Source organism: Rouxiella chamberiensis (genome assembly GCF_026967475.1).
In the GTDB taxonomy this organism is placed as follows: domain Bacteria; phylum Pseudomonadota; class Gammaproteobacteria; order Enterobacterales; family Enterobacteriaceae; genus Rouxiella; species Rouxiella chamberiensis.
On the sequence record NZ_CP114058.1, the window covers coordinates 1,411,053 to 1,426,078 of the forward strand.

8 protein-coding genes and 4 pseudogenes are annotated in these 15,026 nt (G+C 56.2%); 5 read left to right on the plus strand and 7 right to left on the minus strand.

Features of this window, described 5'->3' with window-relative positions; genetic code table 11:
• Nucleotides 1-3 precede the first annotated feature (3 nt).
• From rsxD to O1V66_RS06705, 7 genes and pseudogenes are all read right to left on the minus strand, one after another.
• Complete coding sequence (gene rsxD, locus O1V66_RS06675) at nucleotides 4-1,056, minus strand: electron transport complex subunit RsxD (RefSeq protein WP_045047919.1); 1,053 nt, start codon at nucleotides 1,054-1,056, stop codon at nucleotides 4-6.
• Nucleotides 1,057-3,459 carry an electron transport complex subunit RsxC gene (rsxC, locus tag O1V66_RS06680; RefSeq protein ID WP_045047918.1) on the minus strand — a complete coding sequence of 801 codons (2,403 nt, stop codon included), beginning with the start codon at nucleotides 3,457-3,459 and terminating at the stop codon, nucleotides 1,057-1,059.
• 1 nt (nucleotide 3,460) lies between these two features.
• Entirely contained in the window at nucleotides 3,461-4,027 is a 567-nt protein-coding gene (gene rsxB / locus O1V66_RS06685) for an electron transport complex subunit RsxB (protein WP_045047917.1), read from the minus strand.
• Nucleotides 4,027-4,609 (minus strand): annotated as a pseudogene (gene rsxA / locus O1V66_RS06690) (electron transport complex subunit RsxA). The gene rsxB and the pseudogene rsxA overlap by 1 nt, the downstream one beginning before the upstream one ends.
• Before the next feature lie 59 nt (nucleotides 4,610-4,668).
• Nucleotides 4,669-5,109: a DUF2569 domain-containing protein gene (locus O1V66_RS06695; protein WP_045047915.1), complete on the minus strand. Its 441-nt coding sequence runs from the start codon at nucleotides 5,107-5,109 to the stop codon at nucleotides 4,669-4,671.
• Between the two features lie 290 nt (nucleotides 5,110-5,399).
• A pseudogene (gene araA / locus O1V66_RS06700) lies at nucleotides 5,400-6,906 on the minus strand (L-arabinose isomerase).
• Between the two features lie 62 nt (nucleotides 6,907-6,968).
• Nucleotides 6,969-8,646 (minus strand): annotated as a pseudogene (locus tag O1V66_RS06705) (ribulokinase).
• A gap of 403 nt (nucleotides 8,647-9,049) precedes the next feature.
• Here O1V66_RS06705 and O1V66_RS06710 point away from each other — a divergent pair.
• The 5 genes and pseudogenes from O1V66_RS06710 to O1V66_RS06730 all read left to right on the plus strand — a co-directional run bounded on the left by O1V66_RS06710 (nucleotide 9,050) and on the right by O1V66_RS06730 (nucleotide 14,982).
• The gene (locus O1V66_RS06710) at nucleotides 9,050-10,042 is read left to right on the plus strand and encodes an arabinose ABC transporter substrate-binding protein (RefSeq protein ID WP_045047912.1); all 993 of its coding nucleotides are present in this window, start codon (nucleotides 9,050-9,052) and stop codon (nucleotides 10,040-10,042) included.
• 59 nt (nucleotides 10,043-10,101) lie between these two features.
• On the plus strand, nucleotides 10,102-11,667 hold the full coding sequence (gene araG / locus O1V66_RS06715; protein WP_045047911.1) for an L-arabinose ABC transporter ATP-binding protein AraG: 1,566 nt from the start codon (nucleotides 10,102-10,104) through the stop codon (nucleotides 11,665-11,667).
• 93 nt (nucleotides 11,668-11,760) lie between these two features.
• Nucleotides 11,761-12,765 carry an L-arabinose ABC transporter permease AraH gene (araH, locus tag O1V66_RS06720; RefSeq protein WP_045047910.1) on the plus strand — a complete coding sequence of 335 codons (1,005 nt, stop codon included), beginning with the start codon at nucleotides 11,761-11,763 and terminating at the stop codon, nucleotides 12,763-12,765.
• A gap of 142 nt (nucleotides 12,766-12,907) precedes the next feature.
• Nucleotides 12,908-13,829: pseudogene (gene araC / locus O1V66_RS06725) on the plus strand (arabinose operon transcriptional regulator AraC).
• Between the two features lie 109 nt (nucleotides 13,830-13,938).
• Nucleotides 13,939-14,982, plus strand: coding sequence for an oxidoreductase (locus O1V66_RS06730; protein WP_045047908.1), 1,044 nt, complete (start codon nucleotides 13,939-13,941; stop codon nucleotides 14,980-14,982).
• Nucleotides 14,983-15,026 lie beyond the last annotated feature (44 nt).

Sequence of the window (15,026 nt, forward strand, 5' to 3'; positions counted from 1 at the left end):
TCCTTAACGATGGCCGTAAACACGAGGCTGCGTGTAATGATCAATCAGCGGCACGGTAATGTTCGCAAGCAGTACGGCAAAGGCGACCCCATCAGGATAACCGCCGTAGGCACGAATCAGCCATACCAGCAGGCCAATCAAGGCACCAAAAATCAGGCGACCTTTCGGCGTGGTCGAAGCGGTAACCGGATCGGTGGCGATAAAGAACGCGCCCAGCATCGTGGCACCCGAGAACAGACCAATCATGGGCGGCGAATAGGCCTCCGGTGCCAGCAGCCAGGCAAGCGTGCCGCAAAAGGTCAGCATCGCCAGTATGCTGACGGGAATGTGCCAGCTAATGATACGACGCCACATCAGATAGAGACCGCCCAGCAGGAAACCCAGGTTTATCCATTGCCAGCCGAGCCCTGCCAGCACTCCGCTAAACAGCGGCTGTTCCAGCACCTGCGCGGCCGTATGACCCGAACGCAGTCCGGTTTTAAAACCGTCCAGCGGCGTAGCCTGAGTGATGCCGTCGACATTCATCTGGAGCTGGTAGGCGGTCATGTTCTGCGAATCATGGCCGCTGAAAATCGTCATCAGCGAGTCCACGAAGCCCACGGGATGCGCCTGTAAAGCATCGGGCGGCAACCAGGTTGTCATCTGCACCGGGAAAGAGATAAGCAGAACGACATAGCCGACCATCGCCGGATTAAACGGGTTCTGTCCAAGGCCGCCGTAAAGCTGTTTGGCGATGATAATGGCGAACACGGTGCCAATAACTATCATCCACCAGGGCGCAAGCGGCGGCAGGCTGACGCCGAGCAGTACGGCGGTCAGCAGGGCGGTATTGTCACCCAGACGCTTGGCGACGGGCATTTTGCGCAGCTGTAATATGGCACCTTCTGCCAGCACGGCAATCAGAATGGACAGCGCAATCTGAATCAGCGTGCCATAACCAAAGAACCAGACCTGCGCGACAATGCCGGGAATACAGGCCAAAACAACCATCAGCATGATTGAGCTGGTGCTCTGCCGATTATGGGTAAAAGGAGAACTCGCAATTCTAAAGGCCATTTATTCCTCGTTCGACATTTCGCTCGACAACGTCTGAGCTTGAGCGGCTTTACGGGCCTTTACGCGGGCGATCGCAGCAGCGACGGCGGCTTTACGTGGATCGCTTTCTATTTGTGGTACTGCCTGCACTTCATTTTCAGGTGACGTTGTCACAGGAGGGGCTTCATCGGAAGTTGCGCTGGCCGCCGCTTTCTTGGCTTTGGCGCGTGCAATCGCCGCCGCAACGGCTGCCTTGCGTTTGTCTTCCGGCGATTCTGCCTCTAAACCTTGCGGTGACGCGGCATCTGCTACCTGCGGCGCTGGCGAGGAAACAGCGTCCTGCGAAGGCGTTTCCGCCGCCGCTTTCTTGGCTTTGGCGCGTGCAATTGCTGCCGCAACGGCCGCCTTGCGTTTATCTTCCGGCGATTCGGCCTCTAAATCTTGCGGTGACGCGGCATCTGCTACCTGCGGCGCTGGCGAGGAAACAACGTCCTGCGAAGGCGTTTCCGCCGCCGCTTTCTTGGCCTTGGCACGTGCAATTGCCGCCGCAACGGCCGCCTTGCGTTTATCTTCCGGCGATTCGGCCTCTAAATCTTGCGTTGACGCGGCGTCGGCTACCTGCGGCGCTGGCGCTGCTGAATCGCTGTTGCTAACAGGGTCGGCTGCATTACCCGCCGCCGCCGCTTTCTTGGCTTTGGCGCGGGCGATGGCCGCGGCAACGGCTGCTTTTCTGCTGTCGCCTTCAACCGGCATATCTGACGGAGTTTCAATAGGCTCGTTGGAGACCGGCACGTCCTCACCGTCTTTGATGACCTCGGCCTTTTTCGCTTTGGCACGGGCGATAGCGGCAGCCAATGCAGCCTGACGCGGATCCGCAACCGGCGTTTCATCGGTTTTCTGGATTTTGGCGGCGGCACTGACGCGCGGATTCAGCGCAGCGGTGTCTTCATCGCTGAGTTTGACCGCAGATTTCTTGTGCTTCTCTTCACGCGCCAGCTTTTCACGTTCCATACGCTGTTGCTTGGCTTCGAAACGCGCCTTGGCTTCGGCGGCGCGAGAGGCTTCGAGATCCAGTGCACGAATCTCCGCTTTTTCCTGACGATAATACTGCACCAGCGGAATGTTGCTCGGACAGACGTAGGCGCAGGCCCCGCATTCGATACAGTCGAAAAGGTTGTGATTGCGCGCTTTTTCGTGCTCCTGCCCGCGGCTGAACCAGTAAAGCTGTTGCGGCAGCAGCCCTGCGGGACAGGATTCTGCACACAGACTACAGCGAATACAGGCTTCTTCCGGCTCGGGCTGTCCCATTTCACTTTCGGATGGGGCAAGCAGGCAGTTACTGATTTTTACGATTGGCACGTCAAGCGATGGCAGGGTAAAGCCCATCAACGGGCCGCCCATGATCACCATTTTCTGATGGTTTGGCGGAGTAAACTCGGCTTCGCGCAGCAGGTGGGCGACGGGTGTACCAAGACGCGCCCAGACGTTGCCGGGCTTTTTCACGGCTTCGCCGGTCAGCGTAACCACGCGTTCAATAAGCGGTTCGGCGTCGAGAATGGCGCGTTTAATGGCAAACACCGTTCCGACGTTTTGCATCAGCACGCCGATGGCGGAGGAGTGTTTGCCTTTGGGCACCTCTCTGCCGGTCAGAATGCGCGTGAGCTGTTTGGCTCCGCCCGAAGGATATTTGGTCGGCACCACGCGCAGTTCGATTTTGACTCCCGCATGCTGCTCTTTTTTAATCGCTTTCCTGAATGCGGCAATCGCCTCGGGTTTGTTGTCTTCGATGCCAATCAATACCTGCTCGGGATGCAGCATATGGCAGAGAATGCGCGTGCCCTGCAAAATTTCGTCGGCGTGCTCCTGCATCAGGCGATCGTCGGCGGTAATGTACGGCTCGCATTCGGCGGCATTGAGAATGAGCGTGCGTGTATGGTCGAGACTGCCCTGAATCTTGCTGGCCGTCGGAAAACCTGCGCCGCCCAGACCGGCAATCCCGGCCTGATGAATCAACTGATTGAGCGCTGCCGCGTCGAGTTGGGTGTAATCCTCAACCACGGCGCGTTCCACCCAGCGGTCTTCACCGTCGGCATCGATAATTACGCACAGCTCTTTCAGACCGGAGGGGTGCGCGGTGATATGCGGTTCAATGGCCGCAATCACGCCAGAGGTTGGCGCATGCACCGGAACGGTTCGGCCACGGCCCACAGTCAGCGGCTGACCCTTCAGGACGCGATCGCCCGCTTTGACGCAAAGCTCGCCTTCAGGTCCCAGATGCTGTTGCAAAGGGAGGATAAAACGCTCGGGAAGAGGCAGCCGGCGCAGCGGCACCAGGCTCGACTGGGTCTTCATTTCGGGCGGATGGATCCCGCCGTCGAAGTCCCAGATTTTCTCTTTTTTGAGCGCAGCAAACAGATTAAACATGTTACTCCGCAGGAATCATTTGCACTGGAATGGTGTTCATGTCCCATTTCCAGTTCGCGGTGGTGGTCTTGATCGGCAGCATCTCGATGCAGTCGGTCGGGCAGGGGGCGACACACAGGTCGCAGCCGGTACAAAGGTCGGAAACTACGGTATGCACCGCGCGCGTCGCGCCTACGATGGCATCGACCGGACAGGCCTGAATACATTTGGTACAGCCGATGCAGTTGCTTTCATCGATATACGCGATACGGCGCACGGGCACGGCTTCAATGGCGTCGCCGTCCATCGGCTGCGGTTCAACGTTCAGCAGCGTGGCAAGCTTGAGCATGACCGGTTCGCCGCCCGGCACACATTTATTGATTTTATCGCCATTGGCGACGGCTTCGGCATAAGGCTTGCAGCCAGGATAACCGCACTGGGCACATTGGCTCTGCGGGAGAATATCGTCAATCTGGTCGACAACCGGATTACCCTCGACCGCAAAACGGCGCGAGGCGTAACCCAGCAGTAAGCCGAACACCAGCGCCAGTGCGCTGAGTGCTCCAATAGCAACCCATAATTCGAACATTAGAATTTCACCAGCCCGGTAAAGCCCATAAAGGCCAGAGACATCAGACCGGCGGTGACCAAGGCAATGGAAGAACCCCGGAACCAGCGCAGGCACATCGGCAACCACCAGACGTTCACGGATGGCGGCAAACAGCACCATGACCAGCGAAAAGCCGAGCGACGCGGCAAAGCCGTACAGCGCCGACTGCATGAAGTTGAACTGCTGGTTGATGTTGAGCAGCGCCACGCCGAGTACCGCACAGTTGGTGGTGATAAGCGGCAGGAAGATTCCCAGCAGGCGATAAAGAGACGGGCTGGTCTTGCGTACCACCATCTCGGTGAACTGCACCACCACGGCGATAACCAGAATAAAGGCCATGGTACGCAGATAAACCAGACCCAGCGGCATCAATATGAAGGTGTTGACAATCCAGGAGCAGATATTGGACAAGGTTATTACGAAGGTTGTCGCCAACCCCATGCCAATCGCCGATTCCAGCTTTTTGGACACGCCCATAAACGGACAAAGCCCAAGAAACTTGACCAAAACAAAGTTGTTTACCAGCACGGTACCGATAAACAGTAATAAGTATGATGTCATGAGAGAGTGCCTAAAAAATATTGAAAACCAGTAACCTGAATACTTATTTCCTGCCGGAACTAAAGAATGAACGTCTCTTTGACTCGGCGCGAACGTTTAAAATAGGGCACTAAAAGTGCCGTCGCCAATAGCGGCCATAACAGATTGCGCACGGCCAGATCGTCGGTTACGGGCGAGAAGGCAAAGGCCTTCACGGCAAGCAACACGGTCACCAGCAGCCAGATGATGTAGAGCTTGGGTAACGCCTTGTCTTTGCGACAAAATTGCCACAGTACGACGAGGGTAAAGAAGCCCATCGCGAGTGTCGTCACGACCGAAAAATACCACTGCAAGGTAAATGCCTGCGAATTGGTGACCAGATATTCCCGCGATTCGGGCTTGAAAATCGCCATCGAATAGAGGAATAACATCAGGACCACACTGAGCAAGTTGACAATCAGGTAAGCCATCGGAGCCAGTAACCAGCCACCGATACGCTGAGCGCCATACGTTTGCGACATAAAAAACCTTATTCAATCAAGTTGATGACAATCCGGCGCAGTCTAAAAACGAGAAACCCTGCACAACCTGGCGGATTTGGACATTCAAGGCGCGATAGCTTAACGCGTGAAAGGATTCGTCGCTATCGTGATCATGTGATTGGGGTGCAACAGCGTAAAAATTATCACTTTTTGCCTGTTGGCAGGGCGAGGATGGCGCAGGAATAATCAATTCGTGGAGAGGAAGGATGAAACCCGGGGCAGAAAACGGCGCCGCGCCGGGTTTCAAGACAAAGTTAATACGAGTTTAATCAGTTGGCGCACAGCTTGTAATAGACTTCGTTCCAGCGCAGCGCATCCTTGAACGCGGGCAGGGTCGTGTCATTGTCAATCACCAGCATTTCGATGTTATGCAACTCGGCATAGAGACGTAGATAGTCGATATCCAGCGCCTGCGAGAACACCGTATGGTGCGCACCGCCGCCCAGAATCCAGGCTTCGGCCGCGGTTGCCAACGACGGCTGCGCCTTCCAGATTGCGCGGGCGACCGGCAGCTTCGGCAACGGTTTCGGCTGCTCGATGGTATCAACCAGATTCACCAGCAGGCGGAAACGGTCCCCCATATCAATGACAGAGGCATTCACCGCCGGACCTGCCGGTACGGAGAAGATAAGGCGCGCGGGATCCGCCTTGCCGCCTATGCCAAGGAACTGCGCATCGAGTACCGGTTTTTGCGAAGTAGCGATACTCGGGCAGACTTCAAGCATATGCGAGCCGACCACCAAATCGTTGCCTGCCTCGAAGTTATAGGTGTAATCCTCCATAAAGGAAGTGCCGCCCTGCAATCCGCTCGCCATTACTTTCAGGATGCGCAGCAGGGCCGCCGTTTTCCAGTCACCTTCACCGCCGAAACCATAGCCTTTCTGCATCAGTCGCTGTACTGCAAGACCCGGCAGCTGCTTGATGCCATAGAGGTTCTCGAAGTTGGTGGTGAAGGCTTTGAATCCGCCCTGGTTCGAGGAAGCGGGTCATGCCAAGTTCGATACGGGCGGCGTCGATCAGGTTTTCGCGCTTGTCGCCGTGCAGTTTAACTGCGTCGGTCAACTGGTAGGTGGCTTCATACTCTTCAATCAAGGTATCGACATCGCCACGGCTCACTTCGTCGATGACCGCCGCCAAATCGCCAACGCCATAGGCACTCACGGTGTAGCCAAACTTCATCTGTGCCGCGACTTTGTCCCCTTCGGTGACGGCGACTTCTCGCATATTGTCGCCGAAACGGGCCAGTTTCAGCTGCTGGCCTTCATTTTTCGCGGCGGCAACGCGCATCCACTGGGCGATACGGCGATGACTCTCTTTATCTTCCCAATGCCCTGTCACCACGGCGTGCTGCTGGCGCATCCGCGCGCCGATAAAGCCGAATTCGCGGCCGCCGTGCGCGGTCTGGTTAAGATTCATGAAGTCCATGTCCATGGTGTCCCACGGAATGGTGGCATTGAACTGGGTATGAAACTGCATCAGCGGCTTGTGCAGAATGCTGAGTCCGGCGATCCACATTTTCGCCGGAGAGAAGGTGTGCAGCCAGGTTATCAACCCGATACAGTCTTTGTTGTAGTTGGCATCGCGACACAGGGCCGTGATTTCGTCGGGACTGGTGGCCAGCGGTTTCAACACCAGCTTAACGGGCAGCCCTGCTGAATGGTTCAGGCCCTGTACCACGTTTTCGGCATTCTCTTTTACCTGACGCAGCGTCTCTGCGCCGTAAAGATTTTGACTGCCGATAACAAACCAGACTTCGAGTTGTTTGAATGCGTCCATTTTATAACTCCTGAAAGTGCATGAAAAAGGTGAGGTGTCGCCGGGTCGCCCCGGCGCGGGAATCAAGCGGGAACAGAGGCCGCAAACAACGGCTCGGAGGCCGCGCACCACTGCTGATAGCGTTCATACAACCGCTGGAACTGCGCAGCGCGTTCGGGATCCGGCAGCAGGGTCTGTTCAATCTGGCAGGCCATCGACTGCTGGGCTTCGGGAATGGTGGCGAACTCTCCGGCGGCGCAGGCGGCAAAGATGGCGGCACCCAGCGCACAGCACTGATCCGACGCGACAATTTGCAGCGGACGGTTCATCACATCGGCGCACACCTGCATGATGACCGGCGATTTCCGTGCAATACCGCCAAGCGTCAGCACGTTTTCGACCGGAATATCCTGTTGCTCGAAGCATTCCATGATGGCGCGTGCGCCAAAGGCGGTGGCTGCAATAAAACCGCCAAACAGTTCAGGCGCCTGCGTGCCCAGATTGATGTCGGTGATAACGCCTTTCAGTCGCTGATTGGCAAACGGCGTCCGGCGACCGTTGAACCAGTCCAGAACCAGCGGCAGGCTGTCGAGGGTCGGATTGGCGGCCCATGCGGTGGTCAAATCGGCCAGCAGCGTCTTTTTCATCACTGTAATCTGGGGTTTCAGCTCGGGATGCGCCTTGGCGAGTTGCCCAAGCGGCCAGCCGAGCAGTTGGCTGAACCAGGCGTACATATCGCCGAACGCGGATTGTCCCGCTTCCATGCCGACCATGTCGGGCACCACACTGCCGTCGACCTGTCCGCAAATCCCGGCTATCGCGCGTTCGCCTACGCGCGCCTTGTCGGCTATCAGGATGTCGCAGGTTGAGGTGCCAATCACCTTGACCAGCGTATAAGGCTGCGCACCCGCGCCGACCGCGCCCATATGGCAGTCAAATGCGCCGCCCGAAATTACCACGCTTTGCGGTAAACCAAGACGCTGCGCCCATTCTGCGCTGAGCGTCCCCACGGGCTTCTCGGCGGTTTGGGTGTCGATAAACAGAGGATAAGGCAGATCTTCGACCAGATACGGGTCCAGTGCGGCAAAAAATTCGCGTGGCGGGAACCCCCCAGGAAGGATGCCACAGCATCTTGTGACCCGTGCTGCACCGCCCGCGCGCCATCTGCGAAGGGGCGAGGGTGTCGGAAAGCAGGGCGGGCACCCAGTCACAGAGTTCCACCCAGGAGGCGGCGGCCTCGCGCACCGCGCTGTCTTGACGCGATACATGCAGAATCTTGGCCCAGAACCACTCCGAGGAGTAAACGCCGCCGATATAGCGGGTGTAATCCGCAAAATGACCGCTGCGGCACAGGTGGTTTATCTCTTCGGCCTCGGCTATTGCGGTGTGATCTTTCCATAACACGAACATGGCGTTTGGATTGCCGGCAAATTCAGGCAGCAGCGCCAGCACTCGACCCTGCGCATCCACCGGCGCGGGCGTCGAACCGGTGGAATCTACGCCGATACCCACAATCTTTGCGCTGAGTTCCGGCCCCAGTCGCGCCACCAGATTGACGATGGCGCTTTCCATCGCCTCGATATAGTCGAGGGGGTGATGGCGAAACTGGTTTTTTGCGGCATGACAATACAAGCCTTCCTGCCAGCGAGGGTAATACACCACATCCGTATCTATCTCTTTACCGCTGTGACAATCCACGGCCAGAACCCGCACCGAGTCGCTACCAAAATCCAGACCAAGAGCAATCGCGCCTTGCGCCATGGTTAATTCCCCCGAAGTTATAGGACCGCATCAGCCTGCAGGCGGCTGACTTTTGCTGTTGATAACCTTAAGAGAGGCATGACGGCGAGAGTGAGGAGGCACCTGCTGGAAGTATGTACTTTCCTGCTCCGTATGAAAGATATGTGAAGCCGGTCATAAACTGGCTGCTTGGTTGAATTTGCTAAATATATGCACAGATTGGCTGCAATTTTAAATTGTGATAACGCTCTCCATATTCGTAAAAAATTCCGGTTAAAACTTATCTCGTCTTATCTCAATCCGTTAATGAATTCCCCTACAGCGTGGTTTATTAGCGGTTTTTTTCGACACGATCCTTACTGATAACGTTTTCATGCCTGTAGGAATAACTGCGGGTAACAACAATAAAAAGTCGGAGAGCATCATGCATAAATTCACTAAGGCGCTGGCAGCGGTTGGACTGGCGGCCGTTATGTCACATTCGGCTATGGCAGCAGATTCCATGAAGCTGGGATTTCTGGTCAAGCAGCCGGAGGAGCCGTGGTTCCAGACAGAATGGAAGTTTGCCGATAAAGCCGGGAAAGATCTCAACTTCCAGGTCATCAAGATTGCCGTGCCCGACGGTGAAAAAACGCTGAACGCTATCGACAGTCTGGCGGCCAACGGCGCGAAAGGCTTTGTTATCTGTACGCCCGACCCGCGACTGGGGCCGGCCATCATGGCCAAGGCGCGCAGTTACGACCTGAAAGTTATCGCCGTGGATGACCAGTTTGTGAATGCCAAGGGTAAACCGATGGAAGACGTGCCGCTGGTCATGATGGCGGCCAGCAAAATCGGCGAACGCCAGGGACAGGAGCTGTACAAAGAGATGCAGAAACGCGGCTGGAATGTGGCCGACACGGGCGTGATGGCGATTACCGCCGATGAGCTGGACACCGCGCGCCGCCGCACGACAGGCTCGATGGACGCGCTGAAAGCCGCCGGTTTCCCGGCCGCGCAAATCTTCAAGGTGCCGACCAAATCCAATGACATTCCGGGTGCACTCGACGCAGGCAACTCACTGCTGGTGCAGCATCCCAAAGTGAAAAACTGGCTGATTCTGGGCATGAATGACAACACCGTGCTCGGCGGCGTGCGTGCCACCGAAGGTCAGGGCTTCAAGGCGGCCAATGTGATTGGTATCGGCATCAACGGCGTCGATGCGGTCAACGAACTGTCGAAAAACGAACAGACCGGTTTCTATGGCTCGCTGCTGCCAAGCCCGGACGTACATGGCTATAAAAGTATTCAGATGCTGAATGACTGGGTGAACAAAGGCGTCGAGCCGCCGAAATTCACGGAAGTCACCGATGTGGTGCTTATCACGCGCGACAACTTCAAGACCGAGCTCGATAAAAAAGGGCTGGGCGGCAAATAGTCTGATGGATACGCGCATTCACTGGCGTATCCCCTGTCATTAGATAAAGGGTTACCGCTATGTCTTCGCTCTCTTTAACATCGTCAGCCGCGCTCAATCCGTCGCTGGACACGTTCGATACCCGCCAGCCCTACCTGACGTTTGACGGGATAGGCAAGACCTTTCCCGGCGTCAAGGCGCTGGATGGCATCAGCTTTGACTGCTACGCCGGACAGATCCACGCCCTGATGGGGGAAAACGGCGCGGGGAAATCCACGTTGCTGAAAATCCTGAGCGGTTTCTACAGTCCGACCCAGGGGCAGATTCTCATCAAGGGTCAGCCGGTGAATTTTGTCCATACCACCGATGCGCTGGATGCAGGCGTCGCCATTATCTATCAGGAACTGCATCTGGTGCCGGAAATGACGGTGGCGGAAAACATCTATCTGGGGCAGTTGCCGAGCCGTCGCGGTTGGGTTAATCGCAAACTGCTGCGCTATGAGGCCAAGTTGCAGCTTGAGCATCTGGGGCTGGATATCGACCCCGACACGCCGCTCAAGTATCTCTCGATTGGGCAATGGCAGATGGTGGAGATTGCCAAGGCGCTGGCGCGCAATGCCAAGGTGATTGCCTTTGACGAACCTACAAGCTCACTCTCGGCCCGTGAAATCGAGCAGCTGTTTCGAGTGATTCGCGAACTGCGCTCCGAGGGGCGCGTCATCTTGTATGTTTCACACCGCATGGAAGAGATTTTTGCGCTGAGCGATGCCATTACCGTGTTCAAGGATGGTCGCTATGTCAGGACATTCAAAGACATGCAGCAGGTTAACCACGACATTCTGGTGCAGGCGATGGTCGGGCGCAATCTCGGCGATGTGTACGGCTATCAGCCGCGTCCACACGGAGAGGTACGCCTCGAACTTGATGCGGTCAAGGCACCGGGGGTGAAAACGCCTATCAGCCTGACGGTGCGGCAGGGTGAAATCGTCGGGTTGTTCGGACTGGTCGGCGCCGGGCGCAGCGAACTGATGAAAGGGCTGTTTGGCGGCACTAAAATCACCTCGGGGCGCGTTCTGCTGGACGGTAAAACGCTGAACATCACCACGCCCATCGACGCGATTCGCCAGGGCATCATGCTTTGCCCTGAAGACCGCAAGGCTGACGGCATCATTCCCGTGCACTCGGTACGCGACAATATCAACATCAGCGCGCGCCGCAAAAGCCTCAAGGCCGGTTGCCTTATCAACAATCACTGGGAGGCAATCAATGCCAGCAAACAAATTACGGCGCTCAACATCAAAACGCCCGGTCCTGAACAGTTAATTATGAATCTGTCGGGCGGCAACCAGCAGAAGGCGATTCTCGGCCGCTGGCTGTCGGAAGAGATGAAGGTCATTTTGCTCGATGAACCGACGCGGGGTATCGACGTCGGCGCGAAGCACGAGATTTACAACGTCATTTATGCGCTGGCAAAACAGGGGATTGCGGTGCTGTTTGCCTCAAGCGATCTGCCTGAAGTGCTGGGACTCGCCGACCGGATCCTGGTCATGCGCGAAGGCGAGATAACCGGCGAACTGACGCATGACGACGCCACAGAAGAAAAAGCCTTGGGGATGGCGATGCTGCGAACCCCGGAACTGACTTGATTGCCAACGCCAGCTTTTATTGCATGTTGACCTGTTAACTAATCCCACACCATTGCGGAGGCTGCCCCGGCGCCTCCGAGCAGGAGTTAAATGATGTCCAGTATGACAACCAATTCAACCAAACCCGAGCAGCCGAATGCGGCCGCGCGCGGGGGCCAGAGCCTGATGCGTATCTGGGACAGCTACGGCATGCTGGTGGTATTCGCGGCGCTGTTCCTTGCCTGTACGCTGTTTGTGCCCAACTTCAGCTCGTTCATCAATATGAAAGGGCTGGGGCTGGCTATCTCAATGTCCGGCATGGTCGCCTGCGGCATGTTGTTCTGTCTGGCCTCGGGCGATTTTGACCTCTCCGTCGCCTCGGTGATTGCCTGTGCGGGGGTGACCGCCGCGGTGGTCATCAATATGACCGAGAGCCTGTGGATTGGCGTAGGTGCCGGTCTGCTGCTTGGCATGCTTTCAGGGCTGGTCAACGGTTTCGTCATCGCGAAACTGAAAATCAATGCGCTGATAACCACGCTTGCGACCATGCAGATTGTGCGCGGCCTCGCCTACATCATTTCCGACGGCAAGGCGGTCGGCATTGAAGACGAGCGCTTCTTCGCGCTGGGTTACGCCAACTGGTTCGGCCTGCCTGCGCCCATCTGGATTACCGTAGGCTGCCTCATCGCCTTTGGTCTGCTGCTCAACAAAACCACCTTTGGCCGCAATACGCTGGCGATTGGTGGCAATGAAGAGGCCGCGCGACTCGCCGGTGTGCCGGTGGTGCGCACCAAAATCATCATCTTCGTGCTCTCGGGGCTTGTATCTGCGGCAGCGGGGATCATTCTCGCTTCGCGTATGACCAGCGGCCAGCCGATGACCTCGCTGGGCTATGAGTTGATCGTGATTTCGGCCTGCGTGCTTGGTGGCGTATCGCTCAAGGGCGGCATCGGCAAAATCTCCTATGTAGTGGCAGGGGTGCTGATTCTGGGAACGGTCGAGAATGCGATGAACCTGCTAAACATTTCGCCGTTCTCGCAGTACGTGGTGCGTGGGTTGATCCTGCTGGCGGCGGTGATTTTCGACCGCTACAAACAGAAGGCCAAACGCGCGGTGTAAACGATTTCAGCGTCTGAATGACTCACGGGAAGGAAAAAAGTCCATAAAAGTGACTTTCCTTCACATTTTTTAACACAAACGGGCAGTAATTTTATTGCCCGATAGAATGGTAGGACCCGACGTGATGATTTTAGGAGGCTCGATGTATCACCGCATGATTCAGGACCAACAGTCCAACCCGCTGCTTCCGGGCTACAGTTTCAATGCCTATCTGGTAGCCGGTATGACGCCGATTCTGGCCGACGGTCCGCTTGATTTTTCAATCGACCGCCCTGGCGGAATGAAAGGCTACATCCTGAATCTGACCGTCAAGGGGCAGGGCAAAGTGTTTGATGGCGAAGACACTTTCTACTGCAATCCGGGCGATCTTCTGCTGTTTCCGCCCAAGGCGCGCCATCTTTACAGCCGTTCGGCCAACAGCGATTGCTGGTATCATCGCTGGGTCTATTTCCGCCCTCGCGCCTACTGGGCCGACTGGCTGGAGTGGCACAGCAAAACGCGGGAAGTGGGCCGACTCTCGTTACCGAACCAACACGCTGCTGCTGGAGTTTGATCGCCTGTTCGCCAACATCGAGCAGACACAAAAATCGGGGCGGCGATTTGGTGAAGAGTTAGGGATGAATCTGCTGGAGCGCCTGCTGTTGAGAGCGATGGAAGAAGACCCGCAAAGCCCGCAAAAAATCATGGATCCGCGCGTCATCGAGGCCTGTCAGTTCATTACCGGTAATCTGGCGGGCGAGTTGCGCATTGACGAAGTGGCGCGCCATGTCTGTCTTTCTCCGTCGCGTCTTGCCCACCTTTTCCGTGAACAGGTGGGTATCAATATTCTGCGTTGGCGGGAAGATCAACGGGTTATACGCGCCAAACTGCTGCTGCAAACCACTCAGGAATCGATAGCAACCATTGGCCGCGTAGTCGGTTATGACGATCAATTGTATTTCTCGCGGGTGTTCCGCAAACGCGTTGGCGTCAGCCCGAGCGATTTTCGCCGCCGCAGTATCGAAATCAACTATCCGGCCAAGCCTTATCGCGAAAATGAAAACGCTGCCACTTACAGCTTTTAATGCCCGTAATTACGCATAAGAATAACTTGCGCCAAAGTCTGATTGATCTCGACCGGGCCATTTACGCTACACTAGGCAGCACGCTTACCACGAATTTAGGGATAAAAAGATGACAGCTGCGCTTCGTGTTGGACTGATTGGCTACGGTTTTGCGAGTAAAACGTTTCATTCACCCCTGATTGCGGGAACGCCGGGACTCGAATTGGCCGTTGTTTCGAGCAGCGATGCCTCGAAAGTGAACGTCGATTGGCCATCGGTCAACGTCGTCGCCTCTCCCGAGGAAGTGTTCAACGATCCCTCGATTGATTTGGTGGTGATTCCTACCCCCAACACCACACACTTTTCGCTGGCGCAACAGGCGCTTGAAGCGGGTAAGCATGTCATTGTCGACAAGCCTTTTACCGTCACGCTGGGCGAGGCCCGATCTCTTGACATATTGGCCGAAGAGCAGGGAAAGCTGCTGTCGGTATTCCATAATCGCCGCTGGGATGCAGATTTCCTGACGCTAAAAGCGCTTATCAAAGAGGGAACGCTCGGCGAGATTCTCTATTTCGAATCTCATTACGACCGTTTTCGTCCAGAAGTCAAAACGCGCTGGCGTGAAACGGCCGATCTCGGCAGTGGAATCTGGTACGACCTGGGTTCGCACCTGCTGGATCAGGCGCTGGAACTCTTTGGCGTGCCGGACAGCATTTACTCCGATCAGGCAAAATTGCGCCCCGGTGCGCAGGCAGTGGATTATTTCCATACCGTGCTGACCTACCCACGACGTCGCGTGGTGCTGCATTCCACCGTTTATGCCGCGGGTGAAACGCCGCGATTCACTGTTCAAGGTGAAAAAGGCAGCTTTGTGAAGTTTGGTCTGGATCCTCAGGAAGACAGGCTGAAAGCAGGAGAACGTCTGCCGCAGCCCGATTGGGGTTATGATATGCGCGACGGCGTGGTTACGCTGCATCATGAAGATGTGATGGCCGAAAAAACGCTGCTTACTATTCCGGGGAATTATCCGGCTTACTATGCGGGCGTACGCGATGCCATTAATGGGCAAGGTAAAAACCCCGTGACAGCGTCACAGGCGATTAAAGTGATGGAGTTGATTGAGCTGGGCATCGAGTCTGCACAGCAACAAAAAGCGCTGGCGGTGCCCAATTAACGGCACTGTTCCTCATCCAGAATTGCACACCTTTATTGTGCAGC

What these genes read in the sequence shown, in the direction of transcription:
- rsxD (WP_045047919.1), bottom strand. Translation starts at nt 1,056, where the DNA reads ATGGCCTTTAGAATTGCGAGTTCTCCTTTTACCCATAATCGGCAGAGC.
- rsxC (WP_045047918.1), bottom strand. Translation starts at nt 3,459, where the DNA reads ATGTTTAATCTGTTTGCTGCGCTCAAAAAAGAGAAAATCTGGGACTTC.
- rsxB (WP_045047917.1), bottom strand. Translation starts at nt 4,027, where the DNA reads ATGTTCGAATTATGGGTTGCTATTGGAGCACTCAGCGCACTGGCGCTG.
- O1V66_RS06695 (WP_045047915.1), bottom strand. Translation starts at nt 5,109, where the DNA reads ATGTCGCAAACGTATGGCGCTCAGCGTATCGGTGGCTGGTTACTGGCT.
- O1V66_RS06710 (WP_045047912.1), top strand. Translation starts at nt 9,050, where the DNA reads ATGCATAAATTCACTAAGGCGCTGGCAGCGGTTGGACTGGCGGCCGTT.
- araG (WP_045047911.1), top strand. Translation starts at nt 10,102, where the DNA reads ATGTCTTCGCTCTCTTTAACATCGTCAGCCGCGCTCAATCCGTCGCTG.
- araH (WP_045047910.1), top strand. Translation starts at nt 11,761, where the DNA reads ATGTCCAGTATGACAACCAATTCAACCAAACCCGAGCAGCCGAATGCG.
- O1V66_RS06730 (WP_045047908.1), top strand. Translation starts at nt 13,939, where the DNA reads ATGACAGCTGCGCTTCGTGTTGGACTGATTGGCTACGGTTTTGCGAGT.